Consider the following 23,639-nt stretch of genomic DNA (forward strand, 5'->3'; position numbering starts at 1 on the left):
GTCAGCCCCCGTACAGCCAGGGTTGGTCGAGCAGTCGCGCGCCCAGCGCGCGCATCGCAATGTCGCGGCCCAGGCGCATGGGGCCGGTGGCATGAAAGACCTGCCCGTTGCGGCGAGCCCTTGCCTGCACCATGGCGTTGCGCTGCCAGCGTGCCTCGGCATAGCGGCCAAAGGCGGCCGGCACCTCGGCCGCCGCGCCTTCGCCGAGCGCTTCGGCCAAGGCCACCGCGTCCTCGATGGCCATGCCCGCGCCCTGCGCGAGGTAGGGCACCATCGGATGCGCGGCATCGCCCACCAACGCGACGCGCTCGTGGGCCATCTCGGCTGCGGAACTTAGCGGAGGGCGGTCGCTGAGGGTCCAGGCGCGCCAGCCAGGCATGGCTTCGAGCAAGGCTTGCAGGCCGCTGCCGCTGCCGCTGCGTCCCGTGGCCTGCTGCAGCGCGGCCAGGCTGCTGGCCTGGTCCCAGTCCTGCGCATCGCCGGCTGGTGCGGCTTCGGCGATGACGACCACGTTGAGCCAGGCGCCGCCGCGCACCGGGTATGCCACCGCGTGCAGGCGCGGGCCGAGCCACACGTCGATCCGTTGGCGACGCAGCGCCTGCGGCAAATCAGTCTGCGCAACGATCCCGCGCCAGGCCGTGTGGCCCGTGACACGGGGAGGCTCGGCCGCCGATGGCGAATCGAGCCGCTGGCGCGCCACGCTCCAGAGGCCGTCGGCACCGACCAGTGCCTCGCCCTCCCAGGCCCGCGCGCCGCTGCTCGATACGCACACGAGATCGTCGCCGACCTCGACCTGCGCGATGCGCGCATCGGTCACCAGGGCGCCGGTGCCGCGCGCGCGCACGGCTTCGAGCAGCAACGAATGCAGATCGGCGCGATGCACGCAAAGATAGGGGGCGCCATAGCGGTGGCGCATGGCATCACCCAATGGCAGGCGGGCCAGCTCGGCGCCGCTGCCGGCACTCCGGACCACCAATGCCTCGGGGCATGCAGCAACGGCCGCAAGGCCATCGGCCAAGCCCAGCTGTTGGAGACGCCGCGTGACGTTGGGGCCAATCTGGATGCCGGCGCCAATTTCGCCGATCGCGGCCGCCTGCTCGAAGACGTCGACCCGGTGGCGACCGCCGGAGAGTGCCAGCGCGCTGGCGAGCCCCCCGATGCCGCCCCCGACGACGAGGATGTGTGCGGGCATCGGCCTCAGCGGCTGTGCGTGGACAGCGCGCCGCGGCCGGCTTCGTCGGATTCCTTCTTGCCGGCTGCCTTGGGGCCGCAGCTGCCACAGCTGTCGCAGGAGCCGCAGCCCGAAGTCTTGGCGAGCGAGGCGGCCAGTTGGTCGGCGCGCTGCTGGTCGACCAGCCCGGCACGGTGCGTGCCCGTCGCGAGCTTGCGCGCCGCGCTGCGCCGCCAGCCCGCGGGCATCCAGCGCCAGACCGCGTAGAACGCGGCGGCCGCGACGATCAATCCGACGATCAGTTGCTGTGTCATTTCTTCTTCAAGCCTTTCATTGCAGGTTTTAACCTGCTCCGAGCGCCACCGCGACGCGATAGGTGATGAAGCATGCCGCATAAGCGAGGCCGAACAGGTAGCCCGCCATGATCCACACGTAGCGCCACGATCCGGTCTCGCGCTTGACCGCCGCCAGGGTCGAGATGCACTGCGGCGCAAACACGTACCAGACCAGCAGCGACAGCGCGGTGGCAAGCGACCAGCTGCCCGCGATCAGCGGCTCGAGCTGCCCCGCCACGTCGTCGCCGCTGGCCGAGAGCGCATACACCGTGCCGAGCGCGCCCACCGCCACCTCGCGCGCCGCCATGCCCGGCACCAGCGCGATAGAGATCTGCCAGTTGAAACCGATGGGCGCAAAGATGTGTTCGAGCCCGCGGCCGATCATGCCGGCCAGGCTGTACTGGATGGCGGGGCCCGTGGCGCCTTCGGGCGGCGACGGAAAGGTCGACAGGAACCACAGCAGGATGGTGAGCGTGAGGATGATCGTGCCCACGCGCTGGAGGAAGATCCAGGCTCGTTCATACAAACCCACAGCAAGGTTGCGAAGACTGGGCCAGCGGTACGCCGGCAGCTCCATCATCAGCGGCGAATGCTGCTGGTTGTCGCGGAAGCGCTTCATCACCCAGGCCACCGCCATCGCCGAGACGATGCCGAAGACATACAGCGCGAAAAGCACCACGCCCTGCAGGTTGAACACGCCACCCACGGTGCGCGCCGGAATGAAGGCCGCGATCAGCAGCGCGTAGACCGGCAGGCGCGCCGAGCAGGTCATGAGCGGCGCAATCATGATGGTGGTGATGCGGTCGCGCCAATTGCTGATGGTGCGCGTGGCCATCACACCGGGAATGGCGCAGGCAAAGCTCGACAGCAGCGGAATGAAGGAACGGCCCGAAAGCCCCACGGTGCCCATCACGCGGTCGAGCAGGAATGCGGCGCGGGGCAGGTAGCCCGAATCTTCGAGCGCCAGGATGAACAGGAACAGGATCAGGATCTGCGGCAGGAACACGATCACGCCGCCCACGCCGGCAATGACGCCGTCGACCAGCAGGCTCTGCAGCATGCCTTCGGGCATGTGGGCCTTGAGCAGGTTGCCCAGGCCCTCGGTGCCAGCCTTGATGGCGTCCATCGGCACGTTGGCCCAGCTGAACACCGCCTGGAACATCAGGAACATCGTGGCGGCGAGCACCAGCATGCCCCACACCGGGTGCATCACCACGCGGTCGATGCGGTCGCTGGTGGCCAGGCTGCCGACCGGCTCGCGCACGGCAATGCCGAGGATGCGGCGCACTTCGCGCTGCGTGGCGAGCACGTCGTCGAGCCCCGGCGCCTGCCAGGGCTGCTGCGGCGCGGCGGCGGCCACCGGCGCATCCAGGGCCTCGAGCAGGCCCTGTGCGCCGCCCGAATGCACGCCGACCGTCTCGACCACCGGCACGCCCAGTTCGCGGGAGAGCACGGCCGTGTCGACGGCGATGCCCTGCTTCTTGGCCATGTCGGTCATGTTGAGCGCCACCACCATCGGCAGCCCGAGGCGCTTGGCCTCGAGCACGAGCCGCAGGTTGAGCCGCAGGTTGGTGGCGTCGGTCACGCACACCAGCAGGTCGGGCAACGGCTCGCTGCTCTTGCCGGTGACCACGTCGCGCGTCACGGCTTCGTCCGCGCTAAGCGCGTTGAGGCTGTAGGCGCCCGGCAGGTCGAGCACGAACACGCGGCGGCCCGATGCGGTGCGCAGCAGGCCTTCCTTGCGCTCTACAGTCACGCCGGCGTAGTTGGCCACCTTCTGGCGGCTGCCGGTGAGCAGGTTGAAGAGCGCCGTCTTGCCGCAGTTGGGATTTCCCAGCAGCGCAATGCGCCCCGGCTGTGCGGTGGCCGCGAGGCGCCCCGGCCCCTGGATGACGGCTTCAACCATGGCGTGCGCCTTCCAGCACGCCCGGTGCCACGTGAATCAGCGCGGCCTCGTGGCGGCGCAATGCAAAAGTGGTGTGGCCCAGCCGCACCGCCAGGGGCTCTCGCCCGGGGAGGCCGCTAGCAACGATGCGCACGGCTTCGCCCGGCACGAAGCCGATTTCGGTCAGGCGCAGGACGAGGTCGCGGTCATCCGCGCCATCCGGGCGGGCCACGTCGAGCACCGTGGCCCATTGGTTGTCGGGAAGCTGGTCGAGCCGCAGGCTGGACGATGCCGGCGCGGCGCCGAAATTGTTGGTTTGCACGGTAAGAAAGTGCGCCGGAATCCGAGCGCGCCAAATGAGCAAAGCCTAGATGCTATCAATTCTCAATCGCAGAAACCTGACCTTGGCCCTTTGACCATGCAGGTCTGCCCTTTTCTCGAAACGTGGGCTCGCCTCGGCAAGGCGCCACTGAGCTTTCGTTAGCCGGCGCCGAGGGGCACCCGCGCTCGCCGCTGCGGAGTGCCGGCCGTGAGCACGGCAGAATGCGGACCAACAGCCGGAATCGGCCGGAAGCCGACGGTAGCGACCGGCAACTGGCTGGCACCATCTCGCCTAGCCATGGTTGTGCCGCTGGACGTCTCCAATCCACGTTCCAAAACGGAACGGACCCGAAGTGCGCGACGCAGACACAAACTTGGTGAGAGCTCGCTACCGTACAACGGGTAATCCATTCAAAATTTGATTTCAGCATGCGCCCGATTCAATCCTTAATCGATCTCATTGTGGGTATACGGCGGCAACCCCTCCTCCTGCTCGTATATGGATTTACTGCCTTCAGTGTACTGTCGACATTAGGGCAAGGGATTGACTTCTTCGTGCCGGGTATTGAGCTGAAGGGCAAGTTCGCCCTTTGGATTGTCATTGCGATCAGTGTGATCTATGCCTTGAAAAGGGTCTGGAAACCGTCGCGCATCGAGATCAGCGTGGCGAACTCCAATGCAGTCATCGAGATTCTTTTTGATGACCTATTTGCCCAGGACGGGATTCGCGTGATTGCGGTGAATGAATTTTTCGACAGCAAACTCGGCAGACCAGTTTCAGACAAGAGCTTGCATGGAATTTTCATCAGAAGCTCTTTTGGCGGCCACCCTGATTCATTCGACAAGCAAGTGGATGACGAACTAAAGATGGTGCAGTACGTGGATGTTCCAGAAAAGGTGGAAGGCAAGACGAAAGCCTATCCGATAGGGGCAAGTGCGCTCGTCGCCGTGAATCAGGATAGATACCTGTGTTTTGCATTTGCAAAGACAAATCCTCAGGATTGCAAGGCATTTTCAGATGTAACATTAATGTGGCAGGCCTTAAATGACCTCTGGAAACGTGCGCGTTCGGAAGCCAACGGTCACCCTGTAAACGTACCGCTGGTAGGAAGCGGTTTGTCTGGGCTTGGACTACCGACTCGCGATTTGTTGAACTTAATTATCCTGTCTGCGATCACCGAAACAAAGGCAAAGCCAATTACCAACAAAATTCGCATAGTGTTGCATCGCGACCGCTTTGACCAAATTGACCTCAGAGACGTAAAAAAGCACTGGAAGGAGTAGATGAACAATGGCCTACCGAAATGGAACGTACGTCGCCTTTCATGCGGACGGAAACAACCGTCCCGGCAAAACTGACATTGATTACTACAATCTAATGAAGGCCTGGTCTGCAAAGACCGATGATGACTTTACGATCATCAATAGCCATGACAAGGCGGCGGCCGTCCGCGATTCGAGTCTACATGCCACGTTGAGAAGGTCACTGCATGAGCGACTCAAGAATTCGAAGAACATGGTGCTCGTGATTGGTGAGACGACTCGCCTTGACAATGATTGGGTTCCCTTTGAAATCGAGCAGGCAATAGATCGCTATCAAATTCCGATCATTGCGACGTACTCGATCTACGAGAAGCCGATCCGCAATCCGGCGGCTCTCTCACAATACTGGCCCCAGGCACTCGCAACGCGTATAAATAACGGGAGTGCTCATGTCATCCACATCCCTTTCAAGAAGGCCGCCCTGAACGATGCAATCGGCCAGTTCTCGCACAATAAATTCCCCTCTGGTGGCGGGAAGGGCGTCTACAGCGACGAGGCGTACCGCAACTTCGGCATCAGCGATTGAGGCGAATACCTGAGCTTCATTGATGCTTCGGCCACGAGGTGCAGTTAGTGCGCGGCGCCAAATTCTGCGGGGCGTCCTTCTGGTAGCTGCGTGCGGGTCCGACCTGCGGCTGTGGGGCGACGGGATCAAGACTTTAGGCGCCCCCCCGAACACCCTAGAGTCCCGACAAGCACAGCAAGCTTCTTGTCGACTCTGCCGGAAACCGCGCGCAGCGCTTCACCGGAAAGCCTGCCCTGCTTGAGCTCTCCATCGGGATGAGGTGTCTAGGGCAAACAGGGAGCCACATGTCATCTTCAACCAACTCGGCATCCAGATCGATTTTGTACCTGAGCCAATAGTTCGAGGCGCGTTCCTTGCCCTTTGGGTGAGAGCCAACGCGGTGTTCTGTGACCAGCTCGCGGATGAAGCACGGACTTCGATAGCCGCTATGTAGGCTCATCGATTCCGTTTAGTCCCCAAGCAATTCGCTTGCAGTCGAAGCAAGCCGGACGCCCAAGATTTATCGCACTGGGAGCAGGTAAGTTATCGCGACGTGCTTCATTTTCTCGCTGCTCAGGCCAGTTCAACGATGCGCGCCGTGACTGCGTCGTCCATCACGATCAGTTCGGCGACCGCAATCGGCAATTTGAACCGGCGCGGGCCGGCGCTGCCCGGATTGACGTAGAGCACGCCGCCGCGCTCCTCGATCTTCGGCTTGTGGGAGTGGCCGGAAACCACCACGCGAACGCCCGCTGCCGCAGGGTCGATGTCGATCTGCGACAGGTCGTGTACCGCATAGATAAGCACCCCGGCGACTTGCAGGAATTCCGTTTCCGGAATCCGCGCTGCCCACAGCTCGCGGTCGTTGTTGCCCCGCACCACCGTGAGCGGCGCGATGGCCTTCAGCGCGTCGAGGATTCCCGCATCGCCGATGTCTCCGCCGTGCACGATGAAGTCGCTGCCCTGCAGGACGGCGACGGCCTGCGGACGCAGCAGGCCGTGAGTATCGGAAATGAGGCCGACGCGAATCAAGCCGCCAGCAACTGCCTGAGCACAAACGGCAGGATGCCGCCATGCTTGTAGTAATCCACCTCGATCGGCGTGTCGATGCGCAGGCGCACCGTCACCTCCTGGTGCGAGCCGTCGGCGCGATGCACGACCAGCTTCACGTCCATCTGCGGCTTGAGCTGGCCGCCGATCACCACGTCGATTTTTTCGTCGCCTTTGAGGCCCAGCGTCTGCCACGAATCGGCGCCGCGGAACTGCAGCGGCAGCACGCCCATGCCAACCAGATTGGCGCGGTGGATGCGCTCGAAGCTGCGCGCCACCACGGCCTTGATGCCCAAGAGCTGCGTGCCCTTGGCGGCCCAGTCGCGCGACGAGCCCGTGCCGTATTCCTCGCCGCCGAAGACCACCGTCGGCACGCCCTGCTCCATGTACTTCATGGCGGCGTCATAGATGAACATCTTCTGGTTGCCCGGCTGGAACAGCGTGACGCCGCCCTCTTCCTGCGTGCCGTTGATGTCGGGCGGGATCATCAGGTTCTTGATGCGCACGTTGGCGAAGGTGCCGCGCATCATCACGTCGTGGTTGCCGCGCCGCGAGCCGTAGCTGTTGAAGTCGGCCTTGGCCACGCCATGTGCCTTGAGCCAGATGCCCGCGGGCGAGCTTTCCTTGATGGAGCCGGCCGGCGAGATGTGATCGGTGGTGATCGAGTCGCCGAAGAGCGCCATGATGCGCGCGCTCTTGAAACCCGCGTCTGACGCATGCGGCGCCATCTTGAAGTCTGAGAAGAACGGCGGCTCGGCGATGTAGGTCGACTTGGGCCAATCGTAGACCTGGCCCGCCGTGCCCTGGATGCTGCTCCAGAACTTGCCGGGGTCGCTCTTGACCTTGTCGTAGTTCTCGCGGAACGACTTGGCGTTCATCGCGTAGCGCAGGTTCTGGTCGATCTCCTTAGTCGTCGGCCAGATGTCGCCCAGGTATATGTTCTTGCCGTTCTTGCCCTTGCCCACGGGCTCGGTCATGAGGTCGACCATCACGTTGCCGGCAATGGCAAAAGCCACCACCAACGGCGGCGAAGCCAGGAAGTTGGCCTTCAGGTTCGGATGGATGCGCGCCTCGAAGTTGCGGTTGCCCGAGAGCACAGCCGCGCCGACAAGATCGTTCTTGACGATGGCATCGTTGATCTCGGGCGTGAGGTCGCCCGCATTGCCAATGCAGGTGGTGCAGCCGTACCCGGCCAGATAGAAGCCCAGTTTCTCGAGGTACGGCAACAGGCCGGCTTTCTCAAGGTATTCGGTGACGATGCGGGAACCGGGCGCGAGCGAGGTCTTGACGTGCGGCTTGACGGTGAGGCCCGCCTCCACCGCCTTCTTGGCCAGCAGGCCGGCCGCGAGCATCACGCTCGGGTTGGAGGTGTTGGTGCACGAGGTGATGGCCGCGATCAGCACGTCGCCGTTGCCGATGGTCACGCCACCGGCCTTGGGCGCCGCCGGCGCGGTGGCGCTCACGTGGGCAGCCGCCTTGGTCGACCGGTTGGCCACCATCTCGACCACTTCGCGCGGTGCGCCCGGCGGCGGGGGGGCGGCTTCCTCGTCGTCGCCCTGGCCGTTCGTGGTCAGCGGATAGCGCAGCTTCAGCCGCTCGGGCGGCTGGTTGAAGCCGTTGGCATCGTTGGGCTTGCTGAAGAGTTCAGAGAACTTGGTCGACAGGTGGCCCAGGTCGATGCGGTCTTGCGGCCGCTTCGGGCCCGCGAGGCTCGGCGACACGGTGCCGAGGTCGAGCTTGACGATCTTGGTGTAGTCGATGTCGCCCGGCGCGGGCATGCCGAACAGGCCCTGCGCCTTGTAGTAGGCCTCGAAGAGCTCGACCTCTTCCTTGGTGCGGCCGGTGCCTTCGAAATACGCCACGGTCATTTCATCGACCGGGAAGAAGCCCATGGTGGCGCCGTATTCAGGCGCCATGTTGCCGATGGTGGCGCGGTCGGGCACGGCGATGGAGGCGGCGCCTGGGCCGAAGAATTCGACGAACTTGCCCACCACTTTTTCGGCGCGCAGGATGGCGGTGACAAACAGCACCAGGTCGGTGGCCGTGACGCCTTCGCGCAGTTTGCCGGTGAGCTCGAAGCCCACCACGTCAGGCGTCAGCATGTAGACCGGCTGGCCCAGCATGGCGGCCTCGGCCTCGATGCCGCCAACGCCCCAGCCGACCACGCCCACGCCGTTGATCATGGTGGTGTGGCTGTCGGTGCCCACCAGAGAGTCCGGGTAGTAGGTGGGCACGTCGGCGGTGTCGCTCGAGCTCTTGTAGACGCCGCGCGCAAAGTATTCGAGATTGACCTGGTGCACGATGCCGAAGCCGGGCGGCACGACGCGGAACGTGTCGAAGGCCTGCATGCCCCACTTCATGAACTGGTAGCGCTCGTTGTTGCGCTGGAACTCCAGCTTCATGTTCAGGTCGAGCGCCTTGGGCGTGCCGTAGTAGTCGACCATCACCGAGTGGTCGACCACCAGATCGACGGGCACCAGCGGCTCGATGGTCTTGGGCGACTTGCCGAGTTTGGCGGCCACGCTGCGCATTGCGGCCAGGTCGGCCAACAGCGGCACGCCGGTGAAGTCTTGCAGCACCACACGGGTCACGACGAACGGGATTTCATCGGTGCGTTCTGCGTTGGGCGACCAATGGGCCAGCTCTTCCACGTGCTTGGGCGAGACCTTCTGCCCGTCGCAATTGCGCAGCACCGACTCGAGCACGACACGGATCGACACCGGCAGGCGTTCGATGGTGGGATATTGCCTGGCCAGTTCCTTGAGCGACCAGTATTTGCCGGCTTTCCCCGATGCGGTCTTGAAGGTCTTGAGGGTGGACGCAAAAGCGTGTGCCGGTGCTTTGGCCATTGAGGAACTCCTGTTAGTTCGTGGAAGCACCTCAAGGATAGCGGGGATCAATGTCAATTGTTGTAGTCTGCCTTCCCTGCCGCGCTCTTGCGCCGACCTTTTCCTCATGGCGAAAAAAGCCCGCCAAATCGGTGCGGCGGGCACGCCCACACTCAGGCAATCGCCATGTTCGTGCCGCCACGCGTGCGGCGCAAACCGGTCCATTGCAGTTCGGCCAGCACCACGACGCACAGTGCCTGCGCCAGCACCCAGGCCATGCCCAGCGCGGTGACTGCGAACATGCCGCTCATCAGAAGCGCGATGCATCCCAGGGCCCAGCCGAAGTTGCCGACCACGACGAGGCCGATCAACGTGCGAGGCGGTGTGCGGCGGCTGGCCATGAAGGCGGCGGCTGCTGCATAGGCCAGCAGGAACACGCCCGTTCCCAGGAGCAGCGGTGCCGGCAGTCCGGTCAGCCGTGCGAGAGCGCCGGTGAACGCAACCTGCAGCGCACCGGTCGCGGCGCAGGAGGCGGCGTCGGCCCACATCACGTTGGGCAGGAAGCGGGGGGATGCAAAGACGGACATGAGAATCTCCTTTGGGTTGGTTACGCCGCAAGCCTGTCCTGCCGCGTTGGAGCCAATGATTCCGAAGGCTGCGCACACAGTCGATAACCTGTGAGGTCATGGCGCGGCCCTGGCGCCACGCCAGAATCGGGGCCATGAACACTTCCCGCCCCCACTCGTCCAAGGCCAGCCAGCCCGGCGCGCGCGACCCGTTCGGCGTCCACCTGCGGCACTGGCGCACGCACCGCCGGCTGAGCCAGCTCGACCTCGCCCAGGAGGCCGAGGTATCGACCCGCCACCTGAGCTATGTGGAAACCGGCCGCGCCGCCCCCAGCCGCGAAATGGTGCTGCGCCTGGCCGAGCGGCTCGAAGTGCCCCTGCGCGAGCGCAATGCGCTCCTAGTGGCGGCGGGCTTCGCGCCGATGTACAGGCAGCGCTCGCTCGACGACCCCGCCATGGCGTCGGCACGGCGTGCGGTGGACCTGGTGCTCAAAGGCCATGAGCCCTTTCCCGCGTTGGCGGTGGACCGCCACTGGAACCTGGTGGCGCACAACGCGCTGGTGCCAATGCTGATGGCCGGTGCCGCGCCCGAGCTGGTGAAACCGCCCATCAACGTGCTTCGCTTGAGCCTGCACCCCGACGGCCTGGCCTCGCGCATTGCCAATCTGGCGCAGTGGCGCGCCCATCTGCTCGAACGATTGCAGCAGCAGATCGCCGCGACGGGCGACGCGGCGCTACAGGCCCTGCACGACGAGCTCGAGGCCTACCCCACGCCCCAGGTGAGCCATGACACGCCCGCGGTGGACACCGACCTCTCGGGCGTCGTAGTGCCCTTTCAACTGGCCACGCCGAACGGCGTGCTGAGCTTCATCAGCACCACGACCATCTTTGGAACGCCTGTGGACGTCACCTTGCAGGAGCTGGCGGTGGAGTCGTTCTTCCCGGCGGATGCGCAGACGGCTGCGGCGCTGACCGCATTGGCGGCCGGCTGAGAAAAGCAAACTTGCGCCGCACGTAAAAAAGCCCCGCGCAAGCGGGGCTCTTCAGGTTGCGAAGCTGCGCGTGGATCAGGCCACCACAGCAGCGTTCGCTTCGGTCTTGTAGTCGTCGATCTTGTCGAAGTTCAGGTACTGGTAGATCTGGGCGCTCGACGCATCGAGCACGCCCGTTGCGGCCATGTACTCTTCCCGCGTCGGGATACGGCCGAGGCGCGAGCAGATCGCGGCCAGTTCGGCCGAGCCCAGGTACACGTTGGTGTTCTTGCCCAGGCGATTCGGGAAGTTGCGGGTGCTGGTCGACATGACCGTGGCGCCTTCGCGCACTTGTGCCTGGTTCCCCATGCACAGCGAGCAGCCCGGCATTTCGGTGCGCGCACCGGCATTGCCGAACACGCCGTAGTGGCCTTCTTCGGTGAGTTGCTGCGCGTCCATCTTGGTGGGCGGTGCAATCCACAGCTTGACCGGGATGTCGCGCTTGCCTTCGAGCAGCTTCGACGCGGCGCGGAAGTGGCCGATGTTGGTCATGCACGAGCCGATGAACACTTCGTCGATCACGGCACCGGCCACGTCGCTGAGCGTCTTCACGTCGTCAGGGTCGTTCGGGCAGGCCACGATGGGTTCGTGGATCTCGGCCAGGTCGATATCGATGACGGCGGCGTAATCGGCGTCGGCATCGCCCTTGAGCAATTGCGGGTCCGCAAGCCAGGCTTCCTGCGCGGCGATGCGGCGTGCCAGCGTGCGGGCGTCGGCGTAGCCTTCGGCAATCATCCACTTCATCAGCGTGATGTTGCTGTTGATGTACTCCTGAATCGGTTCCTTGTTCAGGTGCACCGTGCAGCCGGCGGCCGAGCGTTCGGCCGAGGCGTCGCTCAGCTCGAAGGCTTGCTCCACCTTCAGGTCAGGCAGGCCTTCGATTTCGAGGATGCGGCCCGAGAAGATGTTCTTCTTGCCTTGCTTGGCCACGGTCAGCAGGCCCGACTTGATGGCGTACAGCGGAATGGCGTTGACCAGGTCGCGCAACGTGACGCCGGGCTGCATCTTGCCCTTGAAGCGCACGAGCACCGATTCGGGCATGTCCAGCGGCATCACGCCGGTGGCGGCCGCGAAGGCCACCAGGCCGGAGCCGGCCGGGAAGCTGATGCCGATGGGGAAACGGGTGTGGCTGTCGCCGCCGGTGCCCACGGTGTCGGGCGTCAGCAGGCGGTTGAGCCAGCTGTGGATCACGCCGTCGCCCGGGCGCAGCGAAACGCCGCCGCGGTTGGCCATGAAATCGGGGAGTTCATGGTGCATCTTGACATCGACCTTCTTCGGGTACGCCGCCGTGTGGCAGAACGACTGCATCACGAGGTCGGCCGAGAAGCCCAGGCAGGCCAGGTCTTTCAGCTCGTCGCGCGTCATCGGGCCGGTGGTGTCCTGCGAGCCGACCGAGGTCATCTTGGGTTCGCAATACGTGCCCGGGCGAACGCCCTGGCCTTCGGGCAGGCCGCAGGCGCGGCCGACCATCTTCTGTGCGAGCGAGAAGCCCTTCTTGGTGTCGACCGGGCTTTGCGGCAGGCGGAACAGCGTCGAGACGGGCAGGCCCAGCGCTTCGCGCGCCTTGGCCGTGAGGCCGCGGCCGATGATCAGCGGAATGCGGCCACCGGCGCGCACTTCGTCGAACAGCACGTCGCTCTTGACCTGGAATTCGGCGATGACCTTGCCGTCTTTCAGGGCCTTGCCTTCGTAGGGACGCAGCTCGACCACGTCGCCCATGTTCATCTGCGTCACGTCGAGCTCGATGGGCAGTGCGCCCGAGTCTTCCATCGTGTTGTAGAAGATGGGAGCGATCTTGCCGCCGAGGCAGACGCCGCCGAAACGCTTGTTCGGCACGAAGGGAATGTCTTCGCCGGTGAACCACAGCACCGAGTTGGTGGCGCTCTTGCGCGACGAACCTGTGCCGACCACGTCGCCGGCGTAGGCCACGAGGTGGCCGCGCGCGCGCAGGTCTTCGATGAACTTCACGGGGCCGCGCTTGCCGTCTTCTTCAGGGACGATGCCGGGTCGGGCGTTCTTGTGCATCGCCAGGGCGTGCATCGGAATGTCGGGACGCGTCGTCGCATCGGGTGCGGGCGACAGGTCATCGGTGTTGATTTCGCCAGCCACCTTGAAGATGCTGACGGTAATGCTTTGCGGCACTTCGGGGCGGCTGGTGAACCATTCGGCATCGGCCCAGCTTTGCAGCACGCCCTTGGCGTGGGCGTTGCCCTTGTCGGCCTTTTCCTTGACGTCGTGGAACTGATCGAACATCAACAGGGTTTTCTTCAGGCCTTCGGCCGCCACGGCGCCGACTTCGGCGTCGTCGAGCAGGTCGATCATGGGGCTGATGTTGTAGCCGCCGAGCATGGTGCCGAGCAATTCGGTGGCACGGGCACGCGAAATGAACGCGTTCTTCTCGGTACCGTGGGCCACGGCCGCCAGGTAGCTCGCCTTGACCTTGGCCGCGTCATCGACGCCGGCGGGCACGCGATAGGTGAGCAGATCGAGCAGGAAAGCACCGTCCTTGGCATTCGCGCTCTTGAGGAGCTCGATCGCTTCGGCGGTTTGCTTCGCGCTCAATGGCAGCGGCGGAATACCGAGCGCGGCGCGTTCGGCAACATGGTCAACGTAGGCTTGCAACATCTTCTTTTCTCCGGAAACTGGGCTGGCGGGCGTGCGGTACGGCAAGCAAGAGCCGCGCCGCACCCCTGGGGGACTCTTACTTCTTGGCTGCGTCAGCGCCTTCGAACAGGCTCTTCGGCGGGTTTTTCTTCATTTCTTCGGCAAACGCAACCTGCTCTGCCGTCTGGCATTCGTCGGCAATGCGCAGGCCCGCCTTCTGGTTCATCAGCATCGACTTGTTGCCCAGCTGGAGCCACATGGCGCCTGCGCGGGGGTCTTCGAGGCGGATGGCGCCGGTGCGGCTTTCAACCGGGTGCATGCGGTACTTCACGCCCTTGGTCGACACGTTGAAGAAGCCGGGCTTCTTCTCGTCGGCGGCCACGGTCACGTCGGCGCCGAGCTCGCACTGGGCCTTGCCAAGCGAAACGCGCTTGGCGACTTCGAGGTCGGAGTCGGTCAGCACGATATTGGTTTCATCGGCGATGGGCGTGACTTCCTCGACGGCCTTGGCGGCCTTGCGGGTGACCTGCTTCTTGGGGGGCGCCTTCTTGGCTTCGGCCTTGGGGGCAGTGGTCTGCGCCGTGGCGGCAAACGGGAGCGCCAGGGCCAGGGCTGCGATCAGAACAATTTTCTTCATGGGTGTTTCCTTGAGGCTGGATTCAGGAGTTTCAGGAGGCCGCGAGTGCAAACCAGGCTTTTGCCTCTGGAGGCAACACGCGCCCTGTTGCGTGGGCACGCGTCAGCACTTGCCAGAAATGGCGATAGCTCGCGCGGTCGTGCAATGTGCCATCGATTTGGGTCGGAGCCCAATTTGCGAGGGCCGCATTTGTAATGATTTTTGTGGCGATTTGAATCTGCGCCTCGTCCGGCGCAAACGCCTCGAGGATGGGCCGGATCTGGTTCGGATGAATGCTCCACATGCGTGTGTAGCCGAATTCGGTGGCCGCCTTGCGGGCTGCCATGCGCATGGCGCCGGTATCGTTGAACTCGGTAACCACGCAATGCGACGGCACCTTGCCGTATGCATGCGCCGCGGATGCGATGGCCAGCTTGGCACGCACCACCAGTGGATGCGTGAATTGGCCGGCAGCCCCCATCCCATCGGCGGGAATGGCGCCCGCATGGGCAGAAACGAAGTCCATCAGGCCGAAACTCAGCGATTGCACGCGCGGATGCGCCGCAATCTCGAACGCGTTGTGCACGGCCAGCGGCGATTCGATGAGCACGTGCAGCGGCAGCGCGTCTGCGTCCGCGGCCTCGAGTGCCGCCACCGCCTGCACCACATCGGCGACGGACTCGACTTTGGGCACCATCAGGTGGCTGAGCCGGTGGCCCGCGCGGCCGGCAATGGTGATCACGTCGCCGACAAAGGCCGGGTGATCGACAGGATGCACGCGCACGCCGACCCGCATGCCGGGCTTGGCGGCCAGCGCGAGTTCGGTCACGAGGGCGGCATGCTCCGCCTCGCCGCCCACCGGGGCACCGTCTTCGCAATCGAGCGTGACGTCGAACACGCAGGCGCCGAATTCATCGGCCATCTCGGCCTGCAGCGCCAGGCTCTTCTTCATGCGCGCTTCAACGCCGCTGTAGTGATCGCACACGGGCAACGTCACGGCGCCCGCTTGCGCGCCGAGCAGCACTTCGCCGGGATGAACGGACTTCGTCATGCTTTTCTCTGCGCCACGATGAACATGCGTGGAAAGGCCAGCAGGCGCTTGCCGTCGGTGCGGACAGGATAGGCCTCGTCCACGCGGCGCTCGTACTCGGCGAGATAGCTGGCCTGCAGGTCAGTCGGCAGCCGGTCGACGAAAGGCTTGAGGCCCGTGCCGCGCACCCATTCGACGATGGCCGCGGCATCGGCCATCGGGTGCTGGTAGATGGTGTGCCACACATCGACCTTGGCCGCATCGGGCGCCAGCAGGTCGTAGTAGCCGCCAAGCGGCAGCAGCAAGGTGCGCAGCCGGTCGGCATCGCCGATGGGCTCGGCCCAGGGCGCCTCGGCCGCCACGGCCCGCATCAGGCGGTGCGTGGGCTCCTCGCGGTTGTCGGGCATCTGGATGGCGAGCACGCCACCCGGGGCCAGCGCGGCGAACAGGCGCGGGATCAGCTTTTCGTGGTCCGGCACCCATTGCAGGGCTGCATTGGCATAAATGAGGTCGGGCGCTTCTTGCGGCGCCCAGGTCGCGATGTCGCTCAACTCGAAGCGCGCTTGCGGCAGGCGCTCGCGCGCACTGGCCAGCATGGCTTCGGAGTTGTCGGTCCCGACGACTTGCGCCTTCGGGAACCGGTGGAACAGCAGCTCGGTGGAATTGCCCGGCCCGCAACCGAGGTCGACCACGCGGGCGGCCTCCGGCAACGGCACCCGCGCCAGGAGTTCCTGTGCGGGTCGGGTGCGCTCGTCCTCGTAGCGACGGTAGAGCGCGGGGTTCCAGTCGAGCATGCCGGCCAGCCTGCTTAGATCAGGTGCGCAACGCCGGCTTGTTCGCCCTGCAGCTCTTCCAGGGTCTTGTTGATGCGTTCCTGGCTGAAGGCGTCGATCTCGAGGCCTTCGACGAGCTTGTACTCGCCGTTCTCGCAGGTGACCGGGAAGCCGAACATCGTGTCCTTAGGGATGCCGTACTGGCCGTCCGACGGGATGCCCATGGTGACCCACTTGCCGTTGGTGCCCAGAGCCCAGTCGCGCATGTGGTCGATGGCGGCGTTGGCGGCCGAGGCAGCCGACGACAGGCCACGCGCTTCGATGATGGCCGCGCCGCGCTTGCCGACGGTGGGAAGGAAGGTGTTGGCGTTCCATTCCTGGTCGTTGATCATCTTGGCGACGCTGTCGCCGTTGATGGTGGCAAAACGGTAGTCGGCGTACATCGTGGGCGAGTGGTTGCCCCACACGACCAGCTTTTCGATGTCGGCCACGGCCTTGCCGGTCTTGGCGGCGATCTGGCTCGCGGCGCGGTTGTGGTCCAGGCGCAGCATGGCGGTGAAGTTCTTGCGCGGCAGGTCGGGGGCGCTCTTCATCGCGATGTAGGCATTGGTGTTGGCCGGGTTGCCGACCACCAGCACCTTGACGTTGCGGCTGGCAACGGCGTTCAGCGCCTTGCCCTGGGCCGTGAAGATGGCGCCGTTGACGGCCAGCAGCTCGGCACGCTCCATGCCCGGGCCGCGCGGACGCGAACCGACCAGGAGGGCGTAGTCGGCGTCCTTGAAGGCGGTCATGGGGTCGCCGTGGGCTTCCATGCCGGCCAGCAGCGGGAAGGCGCAGTCGTCGAGCTCCATCATCACGCCCTTGAGGGCCTTCTGGGCCTTCTCATCGGGGATTTCGAGCAGCTGAAGGATGACCGGCTGGTCTTTGCCGAGCATTTCGCCGGACGCGATACGGAACAACAGGGCGTAACCGATTTGACCGGCGGCACCGGTGACGGCAACGCGGACGGGCTTTTTGCTCATGGGAAGACTCCAGAAGGTAGTGAAACGGTATCGGCGGGCGCGCTTGGCGCCGACGGTGCTGCAGGGCGGGAATCCTTCCCGCGGCGCAGGCCGGTCCGCATTTTAAGCCGATTCGATGAACGCCGTCTTATGTCTTATATAAGATATGCTCGGAGGTTCCGCCACGGCGCACCCCACCGCTGCCATGAATGCCGCCAACGTCCTCGAAGAATCTGCGACGCCCTCCTTCAGTCCGCTCTACCAGCAGATCAAGACATTGATCCTGCAGAGCCTGCAGGCCGGCGAGTGGAAGCCGGGCGAGCCCATTCCGAGCGAGATGGACCTGGCAGTGCGCTATCGCGTGAGCCAGGGCACGGTGCGCAAGGCCATCGACGAACTCGCCGCCGAAAACCTCGTGGTGCGGCGCCAGGGCAAAGGCACCTTCGTCGCCACGCATGCCGAGCAGCATGTGCAATACCGCTTTCTCAAGCTCGTGCCCGACGTCGGCACCCCGAGCACCGAAGGCCCCGCCGAGCGCACCATCGTCGACTGCCGCCGCCAGCGCGCCTCCGCCGACGTGGCGCGTGCGCTGGGCCTGCGCACCGGAGATGCGGTGCTGCAGGTGCGGCGCGTGCTCGCCTATGGGGGCGTGCCCACCATCCTCGAGGATCTCTGGCTGCCCGGCGCGCCATTCAAGGGCCTCACCGCCGAACGGCTGCGAGCCTGGCCGGGCCCGATGTACGCGATGTTCGAAACCGAATTCGGCGTGCGTATGGTGCGCGCCGAAGAAAAAATCCGCGCCGTGCTGCCCGATGCGGAGCAGGCGTCGCTGCTCGATGTGTCGCGGCAGATGCCCCTGCTCAGCGTGGAGCGCCTGGCGCATACGTATCACGACACGCCGATGGAATTACGCCGCGGCCTGTATCGCACCGACACGCACCACTACCGCAACCAGCTCGGCTGAGATCGCATCCAGATGGCCTCACGACCGAACCGCATCGAAGCGCCCGCGACCCGCGCGCAGCACGCTACCAACTCCATAGCATCCGACTGTAGCGCTGCCCCGACACGGGCCCCGCCGCCGGGCAATGGTGCATTGCAATAGAATTTTGCGTTGTTTGCATTCCGCAGAAGAAACAAAAGCGTTCGCTCTCAGAACATCAGAACAAGCCACCAAGCCACGAAAGCCTTCCCCCAATGTCAGAGCTTGCAACCCCTCCCCGGCCACCGCGCCGCGAATTCCGAAACATCAACGCCTTCACCGATCTCACGACCTACCGGTTGCCGCCGGCCGGCATCGTGTCGATCCTGCACCGCGTGAGCGGCGTGATCATGTTCCTGCTGCTGCCGTTCATCATCTGGATGTTCGACACCTCGCTCTCGTCAGACTATTCGTTCGCCAGGTTCAAGGCCGCCTTCAACAGCGGCCTTGGTTTCGTTCCAGGCTGGTTCTTGAAGCTGGTGGTTCTCGCGCTGATCTGGGCCTACCTGCACCACTTCATCGCCGGCCTGCGCCACCTCTGGATGGATGTGAGCCACGCCGCCGTCACCAAGGAGTTCGGACACAGCTCCGCCCTGGTCACGCTGGTCCTGAGCGTTTTGCTCACCGTGGTGCTCGGCGCCAAGCTGTTCGGCCTGTACTGAGAAGGAGCCAACCATGTCTGTGAATTACGGCTCCAAGCGCATCGTCGTCGGCGCACATTACGGTTTGCGCGACTGGCTCAGCCAGCGCATCACGGGCGGCCTGATGGCGCTCTTCACGATCATCCTGCTCGCACAGCTGATCTTCACGCGCGGCCCTCTCGGTTATGACCTCTGGGCCGGCATCTTCGCCGCGCAGTGGATGAAGGTGCTGACCTTCGCCGTGATCGTTTCCCTGCTCTATCACGTGTGGGTCGGCATGCGCGATGTGTGGATGGACTACGTCCAGCCCGTCGGCATTCGCCTCGCCCTGCAAATTTTCACCATCGTCTGGCTTGTCGGTTGTGCGGGTTGGGCCATTCAAGTGCTTTGGAAGATCTGACCCCGTCCCCACCATGACCTACACAAAAGACCAAATCACCAAGCGCAAGTTCGACGTCGTCATCGTCGGTGCCGGCGGCTCCGGCATGCGCGCATCGCTGCAGCTGGCCCGCGCGGGCCTGAACGTGGCGGTACTGTCCAAGGTGTTCCCGACCCGTTCGCACACCGTGGCTGCCCAAGGCGGCGTGGGCGCATCGCTCGGCAACATGAGCGAGGACAACTGGCACTATCACTTCTACGACACGATCAAGGGTTCCGACTGGCTTGGCGACCAGGACGCGATCGAGTTCATGTGTCGCGAAGCACCGAAGGTCGTGTACGAGCTCGAGCACTTCGGCATGCCCTTCGACCGCAACCCCGACGGCACGATCTACCAGCGTCCGTTCGGCGGCCACACGGCCAACTACGGCGAAAAGCCCGTTCAGCGCGCCTGCGCCGCGGCCGACCGCACTGGCCACGCAATGCTGCACACGCTCTACCAGAAGAACGTGGAAGCCCGCACCCAGTTCTTCGTCGAGTGGATGGCCCTCGACCTGATCCGCGATGCCGAAGGCGACGTGGTCGGCGTCACGGCGCTCGAAATGGAAACCGGCGACCTGCACATCCTGCAGGCCAAGACCGTGCTGCTGGCCACCGGCGGCGCGGGCCGCATCTTCCAGGCCTCGACCAACGCCTTCATCAACACCGGCGACGGCCTTGGCATGGCCGCGCGCTCGGGCATTCCGCTGCAGGACATGGAGTTCTGGCAGTTCCACCCGACCGGCGTGGCCGGTGCCGGCGTGCTGCTGACCGAAGGCTGCCGCGGCGAAGGCGCCATCCTGCTGAACAGCAACGGCGAACGCTTCATGGAGCGCTATGCGCCCACCCTGAAAGACCTGGCACCGCGCGACTTCGTTTCGCGCTCGATGGACCAGGAAATCAAGGAAGGCCGCGGCTGCGGTCCCAACAAGGACTACGTGCTGCTGAAGCTCGACCACCTCGGTGCCGAGACCATCCACAAGCGCCTGCCCTCGGTGTACGAAATCGGCGTGAATTTCGCCAACGTCGACATCACCAAGGAACCGATTCCCGTGGTGCCGACCATCCACTACCAGATGGGCGGCATTCCGACCAACATCAACGGCCAGGTCGTGATTCAGCAGGGCGAGCAGAACAGCGCCGTGGTGAACGGCCTCTATGCCGTGGGCGAATGCTCCTGCGTGAGCGTGCACGGCGCCAACCGCCTGGGCACCAATTCGCTGCTCGACCTGCTGGTGTTCGGCCGCGCGGCCGGCAACCACATCGTCGAGTTCAACGACAAGCTGAAGGAACACAAGGAACTGCCCAAGGATGCGGCCGACCGCACGCTGGAGCGCCTGAACCGGCTCGAAGCGACCACCGACGGCGAATACGCGCAGGACGTGGCCGGCGAAATCCGCTCGGTCATGCAGCAGCATGCGGCCGTGTTCCGCAAGCAAGCCTCGATGGACGAAGGCGTGGTCAAGATCGCTGCCGTGCGCAAGCGCGTCAACGCCATCGGCCTGAAGGACAAGTCCAAGGTGTTCAACACCGCGCGCATCGAAGCGCTGGAAGTCGACAACCTGATCGAAGTGGCGCAGGCCACGATGGTCTCGGCGGCCGCACGCAAGGAATGCCGCGGCGCACACACGGTGGAAGACTACGAGCGCCCGGCGGACGACCCGGTCGCGCCGCTCGGCCGCGACGACGCCAACTGGATGAAGCACACGCTCTGGTACAGCCAGGACAACCGCCTCTCGTACAAGCCGGTCAACCTCAAGCCGCTGACGGTGGACTCCGTTCCTCCCAAGGTCCGTACGTTCTAAACAAGAACAACATCACAAGGTTTCACGATGAAGCGCACATTCCAGATCTACCGCTACGACCCGGACAAGGACGCCAAGCCCTACATGCAGACGATCGAGATCGAACTCGACGGCCATGAGCGCATGCTGCTCGACGCCCTGATGAAGCTCAAGGCGCAAGATCCCACGCTGTCGTTCCGCCGCTCGTGCCGCGAAGGCGTCTGCGGTTCCGACGCGATGAACATCAACGGCAAGAACGGCCTCGCCTGCCTGACCAACATGCTCACGCTCAAGGGCACGATCGTGTTGAAGCCGCTGCCGGGCCTGCCGGTGATTCGCGACCTGATCGTGGACATGACGCAGTTCTTCAAGCAGTACAACTCGATCAAGCCGTACCTGCAGAACGACAACGTGCCGCCCGAGAAGGAGCGCCTGCAGTCGCCCGAAGAGCGCGACGAGCTCAACGGCCTGTACGAGTGCATCCTGTGCGCGAGCTGCTCCACCAGCTGCCCGAGCTTCTGGTGGAACCCCGACAAGTTCGTGGGCCCGGCCGGCCTGCTGCAGGCCTATCGCTTCATCGCCGACAGCCGCGACGAAGCTACTGCCGAGCGCCTGGACAACCTCGAAGACCCGTACCGCCTGTTCCGCTGCCACACGATCATGAACTGCGTCGACGTGTGCCCGAAGAACCTGAATCCGACCAAGGCGATCGGCAAGATCAAGGAATTGATGGTGCGCCGCGCCATCTGAACTTTTTCTAGAGAAACCATGCAAACCGCCGCCGAACTCGCACAGCCGATCAGCGAACGAGCGCTGAGCAAGCTGAAATGGCGCTGCCGGCGCGGCTTGCTAGAGAACGACCTGTTCATCGCCCGCTTCTTCGAGCGGCACGAATCCCACATGACCAACGGTCAGGCGGGAGCGATGGAGACATTGATGGACCTGTCGGACAACGACCTCCTCGATCTTCTGCTGCGAAGAAAGGAGCCCGAGCCCGCATGGGCCGGGGCCGAGGTGGTCGAACTGCTGCAGTTGATGCGTACCGACGGCGCACAGCGTCCCGCAACCTCCGTTTCCTCTTCGCCCTCCTGAATACTCCTCTGAAAGAAACCCGAAATGAAAGCTTCCGATATCAAGGCCACGCTGTCGTTCAGCAACGGTGGTGACAGCGTCGAACTGCCGATCTACAAGGGCACCGTCGGCCCCGACGTGATCGACATCCGCAAGCTGTACGCGCAGACCGGCATGTTCACCTACGACCCGGGTTTCATGTCGACCGCTGCATGCCAGTCGGCCATCACGTACATCGACGGCGACAAGGGCGAACTGCTGTACCGCGGCTATCCCATCGAGCAACTCGCAACCAACTGCGACTTCCTCGAAACCTGCCACCTGCTGCTGTACGGCGAGCTGCCGGACCAGGCCAAGAAGACCAACTTCACCAAGCTCGTGACCAACCACACGATGGTCAATGAGCAGATGCAGTTCTTCCTGCGCGGCTTCCGCCGCGACGCACACCCGATGGCCATCATGACCGGCCTGGTGGGCGCACTGTCGGCCTTCTATCACGACAGCACGGACATCAACAATCCCGAGCACCGCGAGATCGCCGCGATCCGCCTGATCGCGAAGATGCCGACGCTCGTGGCCATGGCCTACAAGTACACCGTGGGCCAGCCCTACATGTACCCGAAGAACGAACTCAGCTATGCGGGCAACTTCCTGCACATGATGTTCGCGACGCCGTGCGAGGAGTACAAGGTGAACCCGGTGCTCGAGCGCGCGCTCGACCGCATCTTCATCCTGCACGCCGACCACGAGCAGAACGCATCGACCTCGACCGTGCGCCTGTGCGGCTCGTCGGGCACCAACCCGTTCGCGGCCATTGCGGCCGGCGTGGCTTGCCTCTGGGGCCCGGCCCACGGCGGCGCCAACGAAGCGGCGCTCAACATGCTCTACGACATCCAGAAGGAAGGCGGCGTCGAGAAGATTGGCGAGTTCATCAAGAAGGTCAAGGACAAGAACTCGAACGTCAAGCTCATGGGCTTTGGCCACCGCGTGTACAAGAACTACGACCCGCGCGCCAAGCTGATGCAGGAGACCTGCAACGAAGTGCTGACCGAGCTGGGCCTGGAACAGGATCCGCTCTTCAAGCTGGCCAAGGAACTGGAAAAGATCGCCCTGGAAGACGAGTACTTCGTGTCGCGCAAGCTCTACCCGAACGTCGACTTCTATTCGGGCATCGTGCAGCGCGCCATCGGCATCCCGGTGCCGCTGTTCACCGCGATCTTCGCGCTGGCTCGTACCGTGGGCTGGATTGCCCAGCTGAACGAAATGATCGGCGACCCCGAGTACAAGATCGGCCGCCCGCGCCAGCTGTTCGAAGGCTCGCCCAAGCGCGACGTCAAGCCCATCGGCCAACGCTGAAGGCGCCCCGACGCTCACCCTGGAAAGCTGCCCTCGGGCAGCTTTTTTGCGTCTTGGCTGACAGGGCCCGCGGCACGGTATCGGTACGTTGTGCATCGGAGGCCCGGCTTCGGGTCGCCTTTTTCAACGCCTTCAGGAGACCCGTCATGAAGCAAATTGCCGCGCTGATCGCCGTCGCTTTCGCACTCGCCGTCCCGCTGGGTGGCTGCAACACCTTCAGAGGTGCCGGCCAGGACATCCAGAAAAGTGGCGAAAAGGTCGAGGACGCCGCCAAGAAGCGCCAGTAGGCACTCCGGGCCTTCCGGCCTTTTGAAACTCGCAGGCTGGACGACAGCTCCACGCACTGCGC

The 23,639-nt window shown here is 64.3% G+C and carries 23 protein-coding genes; 11 read left to right on the plus strand and 12 right to left on the minus strand.

All coding sequences use genetic code 11. From position 1 onward, the window contains the following. Position 1 precedes the first annotated feature (1 nt). The 4 genes from BLR24_RS16320 to BLR24_RS16335 are packed head-to-tail and all read right to left on the minus strand — an operon-like array spanning position 2 to position 3,713. Positions 2–1,192, minus strand: coding sequence for an FAD-dependent monooxygenase (locus BLR24_RS16320; protein ID WP_093018668.1), 1,191 nt, complete (start codon positions 1,190–1,192; stop codon positions 2–4). Positions 1,193–1,197: 5 nt separating this feature from the next. After that, on the minus strand, positions 1,198–1,485 hold the full coding sequence (locus tag BLR24_RS16325; protein WP_093018670.1) for a DUF6587 family protein: 288 nt from the start codon (positions 1,483–1,485) through the stop codon (positions 1,198–1,200). A gap of 28 nt (positions 1,486–1,513) precedes the next feature. Next, positions 1,514–3,412, minus strand: coding sequence for a ferrous iron transporter B (locus BLR24_RS16330; RefSeq protein ID WP_093018671.1), 1,899 nt, complete (start codon positions 3,410–3,412; stop codon positions 1,514–1,516). Then, positions 3,405–3,713 carry a FeoA family protein gene (locus BLR24_RS16335; RefSeq protein WP_093018982.1) on the minus strand — a complete coding sequence of 103 codons (309 nt, stop codon included), beginning with the start codon at positions 3,711–3,713 and terminating at the stop codon, positions 3,405–3,407. The genes BLR24_RS16330 and BLR24_RS16335 overlap by 8 nt, the downstream gene beginning before the upstream one ends. Before the next feature lie 428 nt (positions 3,714–4,141). On the opposite strand from BLR24_RS16335, the gene BLR24_RS16340 reads away from it, so the two are divergent. Together BLR24_RS16340 and BLR24_RS16345 are read left to right on the plus strand one after the other, a co-directional pair. Next, positions 4,142–4,996: a macro domain-containing protein gene (locus BLR24_RS16340; protein WP_093018673.1), complete on the plus strand. Its 855-nt coding sequence runs from the start codon at positions 4,142–4,144 to the stop codon at positions 4,994–4,996. Between the two features lie 7 nt (positions 4,997–5,003). Next, positions 5,004–5,561, plus strand: coding sequence for a TIR domain-containing protein (locus tag BLR24_RS16345; RefSeq protein WP_093018675.1), 558 nt, complete (start codon positions 5,004–5,006; stop codon positions 5,559–5,561). A 552-nt stretch (positions 5,562–6,113) separates the two neighbouring features. On the opposite strand, the gene BLR24_RS16350 is transcribed toward BLR24_RS16345, so the two are convergent. From BLR24_RS16350 to BLR24_RS16360, 3 genes are all read right to left on the minus strand, one after another. Further along, positions 6,114–6,572 carry a metallophosphoesterase family protein gene (locus tag BLR24_RS16350; protein WP_093018677.1) on the minus strand — a complete coding sequence of 153 codons (459 nt, stop codon included), beginning with the start codon at positions 6,570–6,572 and terminating at the stop codon, positions 6,114–6,116. Next, complete coding sequence (locus BLR24_RS16355) at positions 6,569–9,439, minus strand: aconitate hydratase (protein WP_093018679.1); 2,871 nt, start codon at positions 9,437–9,439, stop codon at positions 6,569–6,571. Before BLR24_RS16355 ends, BLR24_RS16350 begins: the two co-directional genes overlap by 4 nt. A gap of 152 nt (positions 9,440–9,591) precedes the next feature. Then, positions 9,592–10,005 carry a hypothetical protein gene (locus BLR24_RS16360; RefSeq protein WP_093018680.1) on the minus strand — a complete coding sequence of 138 codons (414 nt, stop codon included), beginning with the start codon at positions 10,003–10,005 and terminating at the stop codon, positions 9,592–9,594. 134 nt (positions 10,006–10,139) lie between these two features. On the opposite strand from BLR24_RS16360, the gene BLR24_RS16365 reads away from it, so the two are divergent. After that, positions 10,140–10,976 carry a helix-turn-helix domain-containing protein gene (locus BLR24_RS16365; protein WP_093018682.1) on the plus strand — a complete coding sequence of 279 codons (837 nt, stop codon included), beginning with the start codon at positions 10,140–10,142 and terminating at the stop codon, positions 10,974–10,976. Between the two features lie 75 nt (positions 10,977–11,051). On the opposite strand, the gene BLR24_RS16370 is transcribed toward BLR24_RS16365, so the two are convergent. The 5 genes from BLR24_RS16370 to BLR24_RS16390 all read right to left on the minus strand — a co-directional run bounded on the left by BLR24_RS16370 (position 11,052) and on the right by BLR24_RS16390 (position 17,060). Continuing rightward, complete coding sequence (locus BLR24_RS16370) at positions 11,052–13,640, minus strand: bifunctional aconitate hydratase 2/2-methylisocitrate dehydratase (protein ID WP_093018684.1); 2,589 nt, start codon at positions 13,638–13,640, stop codon at positions 11,052–11,054. 76 nt (positions 13,641–13,716) lie between these two features. Beyond that, positions 13,717–14,256, minus strand: coding sequence for a hypothetical protein (locus tag BLR24_RS16375; RefSeq protein ID WP_093018686.1), 540 nt, complete (start codon positions 14,254–14,256; stop codon positions 13,717–13,719). Between the two features lie 31 nt (positions 14,257–14,287). Then, positions 14,288–15,286, minus strand: a complete 999-nt coding sequence (locus BLR24_RS16380; RefSeq protein ID WP_093018688.1) for an HpcH/HpaI aldolase/citrate lyase family protein — start codon at positions 15,284–15,286, stop codon at positions 14,288–14,290. After that, positions 15,283–16,059: a trans-aconitate 2-methyltransferase gene (gene tam, locus BLR24_RS16385; protein WP_093018690.1), complete on the minus strand. Its 777-nt coding sequence runs from the start codon at positions 16,057–16,059 to the stop codon at positions 15,283–15,285. The genes BLR24_RS16380 and tam overlap by 4 nt, the downstream gene beginning before the upstream one ends. A gap of 14 nt (positions 16,060–16,073) precedes the next feature. Next, on the minus strand, positions 16,074–17,060 hold the full coding sequence (locus tag BLR24_RS16390) for a malate dehydrogenase (RefSeq protein ID WP_093018692.1): 987 nt from the start codon (positions 17,058–17,060) through the stop codon (positions 16,074–16,076). A gap of 184 nt (positions 17,061–17,244) precedes the next feature. Here BLR24_RS16390 and BLR24_RS16395 point away from each other — a divergent pair, with 184 nt between their 5' ends. From BLR24_RS16395 to BLR24_RS16430, 8 genes are all read left to right on the plus strand, one after another. Continuing rightward, positions 17,245–18,003 carry a GntR family transcriptional regulator gene (locus BLR24_RS16395; protein ID WP_093018984.1) on the plus strand — a complete coding sequence of 253 codons (759 nt, stop codon included), beginning with the start codon at positions 17,245–17,247 and terminating at the stop codon, positions 18,001–18,003. A 233-nt stretch (positions 18,004–18,236) separates the two neighbouring features. Beyond that, positions 18,237–18,683, plus strand: coding sequence for a succinate dehydrogenase, cytochrome b556 subunit (gene sdhC / locus BLR24_RS16400; protein WP_093018694.1), 447 nt, complete (start codon positions 18,237–18,239; stop codon positions 18,681–18,683). Positions 18,684–18,696: 13 nt separating this feature from the next. Then, the gene (gene sdhD / locus BLR24_RS16405; protein ID WP_093018696.1) at positions 18,697–19,062 is read left to right on the plus strand and encodes a succinate dehydrogenase, hydrophobic membrane anchor protein; all 366 of its coding nucleotides are present in this window, start codon (positions 18,697–18,699) and stop codon (positions 19,060–19,062) included. 13 nt (positions 19,063–19,075) lie between these two features. Beyond that, the gene (gene sdhA / locus BLR24_RS16410; protein WP_093018698.1) at positions 19,076–20,884 is read left to right on the plus strand and encodes a succinate dehydrogenase flavoprotein subunit; all 1,809 of its coding nucleotides are present in this window, start codon (positions 19,076–19,078) and stop codon (positions 20,882–20,884) included. 27 nt (positions 20,885–20,911) lie between these two features. Next, entirely contained in the window at positions 20,912–21,613 is a 702-nt protein-coding gene (locus tag BLR24_RS16415; RefSeq protein ID WP_055804283.1) for a succinate dehydrogenase iron-sulfur subunit, read from the plus strand. 18 nt (positions 21,614–21,631) lie between these two features. Next, positions 21,632–21,955 (plus strand): FAD assembly factor SdhE, encoded by a 324-nt coding sequence (locus tag BLR24_RS16420; RefSeq protein WP_055804281.1) that lies wholly within the window; start codon positions 21,632–21,634, stop codon positions 21,953–21,955. A gap of 24 nt (positions 21,956–21,979) precedes the next feature. Continuing rightward, on the plus strand, positions 21,980–23,290 hold the full coding sequence (gltA, locus tag BLR24_RS16425; protein ID WP_055804278.1) for a citrate synthase: 1,311 nt from the start codon (positions 21,980–21,982) through the stop codon (positions 23,288–23,290). Between the two features lie 146 nt (positions 23,291–23,436). Continuing rightward, positions 23,437–23,577, plus strand: coding sequence for an entericidin A/B family lipoprotein (locus BLR24_RS16430; protein WP_093018700.1), 141 nt, complete (start codon positions 23,437–23,439; stop codon positions 23,575–23,577). Positions 23,578–23,639 lie beyond the last annotated feature (62 nt).

Source organism: Variovorax sp. OV700 (genome assembly GCF_900099805.1).
In the GTDB taxonomy this organism is placed as follows: domain Bacteria; phylum Pseudomonadota; class Gammaproteobacteria; order Burkholderiales; family Burkholderiaceae_C; genus Variovorax.

Coding starts and splice junctions, on each gene's coding strand:
- BLR24_RS16430 (WP_093018700.1), top strand. CDS start 23,437: ATGAAGCAAATTGCCGCGCTGATCGCCGTCGCTTTCGCACTCGCCGTC.
- BLR24_RS16375 (WP_093018686.1), bottom strand. CDS start 14,256: ATGAAGAAAATTGTTCTGATCGCAGCCCTGGCCCTGGCGCTCCCGTTT.
- BLR24_RS16380 (WP_093018688.1), bottom strand. CDS start 15,286: ATGACGAAGTCCGTTCATCCCGGCGAAGTGCTGCTCGGCGCGCAAGCG.
- BLR24_RS16420 (WP_055804281.1), top strand. CDS start 21,632: ATGCAAACCGCCGCCGAACTCGCACAGCCGATCAGCGAACGAGCGCTG.
- BLR24_RS16340 (WP_093018673.1), top strand. CDS start 4,142: ATGCGCCCGATTCAATCCTTAATCGATCTCATTGTGGGTATACGGCGG.
- BLR24_RS16395 (WP_093018984.1), top strand. CDS start 17,245: ATGAATGCCGCCAACGTCCTCGAAGAATCTGCGACGCCCTCCTTCAGT.
- tam (WP_093018690.1), bottom strand. CDS start 16,059: ATGCTCGACTGGAACCCCGCGCTCTACCGTCGCTACGAGGACGAGCGC.
- BLR24_RS16360 (WP_093018680.1), bottom strand. CDS start 10,005: ATGTCCGTCTTTGCATCCCCCCGCTTCCTGCCCAACGTGATGTGGGCC.
- BLR24_RS16365 (WP_093018682.1), top strand. CDS start 10,140: ATGAACACTTCCCGCCCCCACTCGTCCAAGGCCAGCCAGCCCGGCGCG.
- gltA (WP_055804278.1), top strand. CDS start 21,980: ATGAAAGCTTCCGATATCAAGGCCACGCTGTCGTTCAGCAACGGTGGT.
- sdhA (WP_093018698.1), top strand. CDS start 19,076: ATGACCTACACAAAAGACCAAATCACCAAGCGCAAGTTCGACGTCGTC.
- BLR24_RS16330 (WP_093018671.1), bottom strand. CDS start 3,412: ATGGTTGAAGCCGTCATCCAGGGGCCGGGGCGCCTCGCGGCCACCGCA.
- BLR24_RS16325 (WP_093018670.1), bottom strand. CDS start 1,485: ATGACACAGCAACTGATCGTCGGATTGATCGTCGCGGCCGCCGCGTTC.
- BLR24_RS16415 (WP_055804283.1), top strand. CDS start 20,912: ATGAAGCGCACATTCCAGATCTACCGCTACGACCCGGACAAGGACGCC.
- sdhC (WP_093018694.1), top strand. CDS start 18,237: ATGTCAGAGCTTGCAACCCCTCCCCGGCCACCGCGCCGCGAATTCCGA.
- BLR24_RS16355 (WP_093018679.1), bottom strand. CDS start 9,439: ATGGCCAAAGCACCGGCACACGCTTTTGCGTCCACCCTCAAGACCTTC.
- BLR24_RS16345 (WP_093018675.1), top strand. CDS start 5,004: ATGGCCTACCGAAATGGAACGTACGTCGCCTTTCATGCGGACGGAAAC.
- sdhD (WP_093018696.1), top strand. CDS start 18,697: ATGTCTGTGAATTACGGCTCCAAGCGCATCGTCGTCGGCGCACATTAC.
- BLR24_RS16390 (WP_093018692.1), bottom strand. CDS start 17,060: ATGAGCAAAAAGCCCGTCCGCGTTGCCGTCACCGGTGCCGCCGGTCAA.
- BLR24_RS16320 (WP_093018668.1), bottom strand. CDS start 1,192: ATGCCCGCACACATCCTCGTCGTCGGGGGCGGCATCGGGGGGCTCGCC.
- BLR24_RS16370 (WP_093018684.1), bottom strand. CDS start 13,640: ATGTTGCAAGCCTACGTTGACCATGTTGCCGAACGCGCCGCGCTCGGT.